Here is a 6,751-nt window from a genome sequence, read left to right on the forward strand (position 1 = left end):
GTCAGCCCGAACAACTGGCCCCGCCCAAAACACAGAACTTGGCGCAATGCGGATGGTTCAGGTGCACATCCGCCTCGGCTTCGGCCAGGGTGGTGCCCAGTTCGAATTCCGGTGAGTACGGCAACAAAGTGCAGGCAAGAACTGCGGGGCGGTCTGCGCCTTTGCGTTTAACGACCATTCTGGCGCTTGCGCACATGATGGAGGCCGGAGATTTGTTGAGAATGCCCCAGCAGGCAGTCGTGATCTCAGGTACTTCGACCGTCTCATCCATTTCCGGGAACAAAACCGTCTGACCCGGGTTGTGCGCGTCAATGTCGAAGCCGTTTTCGGCAAAGAAAGCAGCGTAGCCTTTGCGGCTTTCAATGTCCGTATCACCCCATACTGTCCGTCCGGCCACAGCCATTTTGAACCCGTTGTCGCGCAGCCATTCCATACCGGTCAGCGTCTTTGAAAAACTGCCTTTTCCGCGTTCTTCGTCATGCAGTTCGGGGCGGTAATGATCGACGGAAATGCGCAGTGTTAACTTGTCGTTATAGTCCTTTTGCAGGTCCAATAATCCATCGCGCATCTTTCGGCGCATCATGGGCAGCATTGCATTTGTCAGAATCAGAACCTCGTGCCCGCGTTCAAGTGCGGCGCGTGTGATTTCGATCATCTCGGGGTTCATGAAGGGCTCGCCACCTGTAAATCCGATTTCTCGGATCGGCCAGTTCCGGCCTTCGATTTGATCGAGGTAGTCGGTGACTTCCTGCGTGGTGATGTAAACCAAAGCATCATTGGTCGGGCTGCTTTCGATATAGCAGTTTACACATTCAATGTTGCACAGGGTGCCGGTGTTGAACCAAAGCGTCTCGGGGTTTGTCAGTGCAACCGATGCTCGGGTCTGACCATCCGCCGTCACCAATTTGTTCTGAAACTTGCCGATATTCGCAAGTTGAGGTGCGTTGTCTTTCATTCCCGGATCCGGTTCTTGTAAGTGGTTGAACAGACTTAGCTGTTTGTTTCGGATTAAGTAAGGGCAGCGTACCGGTTCTGACAGAGTTTTGATGAGCAAAAGAAATACATAGATGGTGGCGCTAACATTGGACATGCGGATAGGGGCAAGGTAAGGACAACACATGGTTTCTCGCGTCATACCTGTTGACCCATTTGATCTGGTCATTTTCGGCGGCACCGGTGATCTGGCGCAACGCAAAATTCTGCCTGCGTTGTTTCGCAGGTACTGTGCAGGCCAATGGCCCGCCGATGTGCAAATCATTGGGGCCGCACGAGGCGATCACAGCCCGGATAAGTTCCGCGAGATCGTCGCGAAGTCGTTGCACCAACATGTGCCAAACCGATCGAAAGACACTGAAACACTCAGTGAGTTTCTGAAGCGCATCGATTACGTTCCGCTGGATGCAAAGTCGGACAATGGATGGACGAGCCTGGCAGGGCGTTTGAAAGACAACCGCATCCGGGCCTTCTATTTCTCGGTTGGTCCCAGTTTGTTTGGCCCTTTGGCAGAACGGATCAGAACGCATGACATGGTCACAAGACACACCAGAATTGTAGTCGAAAAACCATTTGGGCATGACCTGGACAGCGCACGCGCCCTGAATGCGACTTTGGCTGCTCATTTCGACGAAGGGCAGATCTATCGCATTGATCACTACCTTGGGAAAGAAACCGTCCAGAACCTGATGGCTGTGCGATTTGGCAACATGCTGTTCGAGCCACTGTGGAACAGCCAATACGTGGACCACATCCAGATTACGGTAGCAGAAACTGTAGGTATCGATGGGCGTGAAGAATATTATGAACGTTCGGGCGCGATGCGGGATATGGTGCAAAACCACCTGATGCAGTTGCTGTGTCTGATCGCGATGGAGCCACCAGCGAAATTTGATCCCGATGCGGTTCGGGACGAAAAATTGAAAGTGATCCGTGCGCTCGACCCGGTTGAGCCGCATCACATTGTGCGTGGACAATTTGCCGCCGGGCTGGATGGGCTTGGCTATCGTGAGGTTGTCGGCAATCCGCGCTCAACCACCGAAAGCTATGTGGCGCTAAAAACCCATATCAGCAATTGGCGTTGGGCTGGTACACCGTTTTACTTGCGTACGGGCAAGCGGTTGGTGGCCCGATCTTCGGTCATAAACGTGATGTTCAAGGACGCGCCGCACTCGATCTTCGGGGAAGAGGCGGGCCGCCACGCCAATGCGTTGTCCATCCGCTTGCAACCAAATGAGGGGATCACCCTCAAAGTGACGATCAAAGAGCCGGGGCCGGGCGGCATGCGCCTGATCGACGTACCGCTGGACATGAGCTTTGCCGAAGCTTTGGGCCCCGAAAACCAGGACCCACCAGACGCCTATGAACGCCTTGTCATGGATGTGATCCGCGGCAACCAAACCTTGTTCATGCGCGGTGATGAGGTCGAGGCCGCCTGGGCCTGGACCGATCCTGTCATTGCTGGCTGGCAAGCGCGTGGTGATGTGCCCAAACCTTATGAAAGCGGCAGCACAGGCCCCGGCGACGCCGAGCTGCTGATGAAACGTGACGGTCGCCTCTGGCAAGGAATAAAGCCATGAAAATCAAAGATTATGCTGACCGGGACATGCTTGCCATCAATGTGGCAAACCAACTGGCAGGAGAGCTTGAGGCCGCGCTGCTGCATGATGAAACGGTTGCGTTGGCGGTTCCGGGCGGGACGACGCCAGGCCCCGTGTTTGACGTTTTGTGTGCGGCGGATCTGGAGTGGGACCGGGTGCGTGTTTTACCTACAGACGAGCGTTGTGTTCCAGCCGATCATGAGCGGTCAAACGAGCGATTGATCCGTGATCGCCTGCTGACAAACCGTGCCTCGGTCGCGCAATATGTGCCGCTTTATGTACCCGGTACCAATCCCGATGCGGCCTTGCCCGAAATCGAATCCCTGATTGCCCGGATCCTGCCGCTCTCGGTGCTGGTGCTGGGCATGGGAGAGGACATGCATACGGCGTCTCTGTTCCCGGGAATGGACGGGCTGGAAGCCGCGTTGGACAGCCACGCGCCGACCCTGGCCGTAGCCCGGACCGAGGTGCAGCCCGAACCCCGCATTACGCTGTCCGCGCCTGTGTTGGACGGGGCGCTATCCAAGCATCTGATCATCTTTGGGGCTGCAAAGCGCGAGGCGCTCGAACGGGCGATGTCTCTGCCACCGGAAGAGGCGCCGATCGCAGCGGTGACAAGCGGTCTGACAGTGCACTGGGCGGAGTGAGAATATGGAACTGAACACGTTGAAATCGCTGGCTTCGTCACAGAAAGACCGCCGCATTCTGGATCTGTTCGGTGCCGATCCGGACCGCGCTCAAGGTTTCTCGGCCTCCACGGGCGATCTGTTGTTCGACTATTCGAAAACCCAGATTGATCAGGATGTCCGTTCGGGCCTTGTTCAGTTGTGCGAAGAAACCGATCTGGCGGGTCGACGTGCTGCGATGTTTGCCGGTGAAAAGATCAACGAAACCGAAGGTCGTGCGGTATTGCATACCGCGCTGCGCAATCTCGACGGAGGGTCGGTCACAGCTGATGGGCAGGATGTCATGCCCGACGTCCTCGGGACGCTTCAGCGCATGCGCGTGTTTGCCGAACAAGTGCGCGGCGGAACACTAGCCGGGGCAGGGGGCAGCTTTACCGACGTTGTGAACATTGGCATCGGCGGCTCTGATCTTGGGCCGGTCATGGCAACCCAGGCGCTAGCGCCATATCACGATGGCCCGCGGCTGCACTATGTCTCTAACGTTGATGGGGCACATATTGCGGACACGTTGCGCCAGTTGGACCCGACACGCACGCTGGTGATTGTGGCGTCCAAAACCTTCACAACCATTGAAACCATGACCAATGCGCGCACGGCCCGCGCCTGGATGACCGATGGCGGAGGGGATTCGGCCAAGCAGTTCGCAGCCGTTTCCAGCTCATTGGATAAAACGCAGGCCTTTGGCATCCCGGAAGACCGCGTCTTTGGTTTTGCCGACTGGGTCGGCGGGCGGTATTCGGTTTGGGGCCCTGTGGGTCTGCCGGTGATGATAGCCATTGGGTCCAACGCGTTCGATGCCTTTTTGCGCGGCGGACAGGCGATGGATTTGCATTTTCGATCTGCCGAGTGGGCGGAGAACCTGCCAGTAATGCTCGCACTGGTCGGCATCTGGCACCGTCAGGTTCTGGGCCACGCCAGCCGAGCAGTTTTGCCATATGATCAGCGTTTGCTGCGGCTGCCGGCCTATTTTCAACAGCTGGAAATGGAATCAAATGGCAAATCCGTTGCCATGGACGGTAGTTCTTTGACCGTTCCGTCCGGCCCGGTTGTTTGGGGAGAGCCCGGTACGAACGGGCAACACGCTTTCTATCAGCTGATCCATCAAGGAACCGATGTGATTCCCTGTGAATTCATGGTCGCTGCGGAAGGTCACGAGCCAGAGCTGGCCCATCACCACCGACTTTTGCTGGCCAATTGCCTGGCACAATCTGAGGCCCTGATGCGGGGCCGTTCGCTGGACGAAGCTCGCGCGCGTATGGCCAAGACTGGCCTGGAAGGCGATGAATTGGAAAGACAATCCCGCCATCGCGTCTTCCCCGGAAACCGTCCCTCGACCACATTGATCTATCCGAAGCTTACTCCTTTTGTTCTTGGTCAGATCATCGCGCTGTATGAACACCGGGTATTCGTCGAAGGTGTTTTGTTGGGGATCAACTCGTTTGACCAATGGGGCGTCGAGCTGGGCAAGGAATTGGCAACCTCACTTGGTCCGATTGTTGAGGGGGACGAGGCCCCCGACGGCAAAGACGGGTCCACCGCTGCTTTGGTCGGCTATGCCCTGAAGCACCGTGATTAGTAGCCAAAATCGCAATCTATCGTGACAGCAAGCTGCATTCTTTTATTGTCAGACAATTAAATGATTGGCAGGGTTCTTCCCGAGGAAACGTGTTGATTGACCCGTAGGACAACGCGCCTACGTGTCGATGACAGACATAAAAGGTCGCGGCCACAAAAGGTCGCCCCGACAAAATGGGGAGGATGTCCATGCTGGGACAGATGATGACGCAGCCCTTGCTGATCTCGTCGCTAATCGATCATGCCGAACGCTACCATGGCGAGGCCGAAATCATTTCGGTTGAAACAGACGGCACGGTTACGCAAACCAATTGGTCCGAGATTGCAGAAAACGCGCGGCGATTGGCATCTGCACTGACCAACCTCGGTTTGGAGCCGCAGGACAGAATCGGCACCTTAGCCTGGAACAACAGGCGCCATCTTGAGATCTACTATGCCACGTCGGGTGCAGGATATGTGTGCCACACGGTCAACCCGCGTCTTTTCCCCGAGCAACTGACCTACATCATCAATCACGCGCGGGACCGTGTGCTATTTTTTGATGCAACGTTTATCCCGCTGGTCGCTGCGCTGCATGAGAACCTGACCGAAGTTCGACATTTTGTGCTGATGGGTCCTCGGAACGAGGATGTTGCGGCGCAAATCCCCGGCGTTAAATTCTATGATGAACTTATCGAAGCCGGCGATGCGGGGTTTGAATGGCCCAGCTTTGATGAAAACACTGCGTCCAGCCTATGTTACACTTCGGGCACAACGGGCAATCCTAAGGGCGTGTTGTATTCTCACCGATCGACTGTTTTGCACAGCTTCGGGTCGAACACACGCGATGTCATAGGGTATTCGGCAATGGACGTGGTCATGCCGGTTGTGCCGATGTTCCATGTGAATGCGTGGGGCTCTCCCTACGCCTGTGCAATGTCGGGCTCTCGGATGGTGTTGCCGGGGCCGGATCTGCATGGCGAAGCGTTGGTCAATCTGATCGACACCTACGGTGTTACTTTGGCCATGGGCGTGCCAACGATCTGGCAGGGCCTGCTGGCGCATGCGGCGAAATCAGGCAGCACTCTGACCAGCCTTGAACGCACGGTGATCGGAGGTGCGGCCTGTCCGCCGTCAATGATCGAGACTTTCCGTGAAACCTATGGCGTCGACACGGTTCATGCTTGGGGCATGAGTGAGATGAGCCCTTTGGGCACCACCAACAACCCGTTGGCGAAGCACCGAAATCTGTCGATTGAGGCTCAGCATAAACAGCGAGAAAATCAGGGACGTCCACCATATGGGGTCGAGCTGAAGATCGTTGATGACGATGGAAACGACCTGCCTCATGACGGTGAAACACAGGGGGATCTGATGGTGCGCGGCCATTGGGTGCTGGACAGCTATTTCCAGCTTCAGGATCAGGGACTGCTGCAGGACGGCTGGTTCGCCACGGGGGATGTGGCCACATTGGATCCGGACGGCTACATGACGATCCGCGATCGCTCCAAGGACATCATCAAATCGGGGGGTGAGTGGATCAGTTCGGTCGAGCTGGAAAACATCGCCGTCGCGAATCCCAAACTCGCGACAGCAGCCGTTGTTGGTGTGCCGCATCCAAAATGGGATGAACGCCCGTTGCTGGTGGCTGTCAAAGCCGAAGGCGAAAACCCCACTGAAGAAGAGCTGCTGGCCTTCTTCGACGGCAAGATCGCCAAATGGCAAATCCCCGACAAAGTGGTGTTCGTCGATGCATTGCCGCTCAATGCCACTGGAAAAGTGCTGAAACGCAACCTGCGTGCAGATTTCGAAAGCACCCTGACGGGCGAAGCTTGAAACAAGGGGAAATTGGCTCCGGCGGTAGGGATCGAACCTACGACCAATTGATTAACAGTCAACTGCTCTACCGCTGAGCTA

General features: G+C 56.3%; 5 protein-coding genes. 4 read left to right on the plus strand and 1 reads right to left on the minus strand.

Going from position 1 to position 6,751, the window contains the following annotated elements:
- Position 1: 1 nt before the first annotated feature.
- Entirely contained in the window at positions 2-955 is a 954-nt protein-coding gene (locus tag Q1B21_RS20435) for a radical SAM protein (RefSeq protein ID WP_299892685.1), read from the minus strand.
- A 163-nt stretch (positions 956-1,118) separates the two neighbouring features.
- On the opposite strand from Q1B21_RS20435, the gene zwf reads away from it, so the two are divergent.
- The 4 genes from zwf to Q1B21_RS20455 all read left to right on the plus strand — a co-directional run bounded on the left by zwf (position 1,119) and on the right by Q1B21_RS20455 (position 6,670).
- Complete coding sequence (zwf, locus tag Q1B21_RS20440; RefSeq protein WP_299892687.1) at positions 1,119-2,573, plus strand: glucose-6-phosphate dehydrogenase; 1,455 nt, start codon at positions 1,119-1,121, stop codon at positions 2,571-2,573.
- The gene (gene pgl / locus Q1B21_RS20445; protein ID WP_299892688.1) at positions 2,570-3,241 is read left to right on the plus strand and encodes a 6-phosphogluconolactonase; all 672 of its coding nucleotides are present in this window, start codon (positions 2,570-2,572) and stop codon (positions 3,239-3,241) included. Before zwf ends, pgl begins: the two co-directional genes overlap by 4 nt.
- 4 nt (positions 3,242-3,245) lie before the next feature.
- On the plus strand, positions 3,246-4,856 hold the full coding sequence (gene pgi, locus Q1B21_RS20450; RefSeq protein WP_299892690.1) for a glucose-6-phosphate isomerase: 1,611 nt from the start codon (positions 3,246-3,248) through the stop codon (positions 4,854-4,856).
- Positions 4,857-5,044: 188 nt separating this feature from the next.
- Positions 5,045-6,670 (plus strand): long-chain-fatty-acid--CoA ligase, encoded by a 1,626-nt coding sequence (locus Q1B21_RS20455; RefSeq protein WP_299892692.1) that lies wholly within the window; start codon positions 5,045-5,047, stop codon positions 6,668-6,670.
- Positions 6,671-6,751: the final 81 nt, after the last annotated feature.

It is taken from the genome of uncultured Ruegeria sp. (assembly GCF_947504215.1).
In the GTDB taxonomy this organism is placed as follows: domain Bacteria; phylum Pseudomonadota; class Alphaproteobacteria; order Rhodobacterales; family Rhodobacteraceae; genus Ruegeria.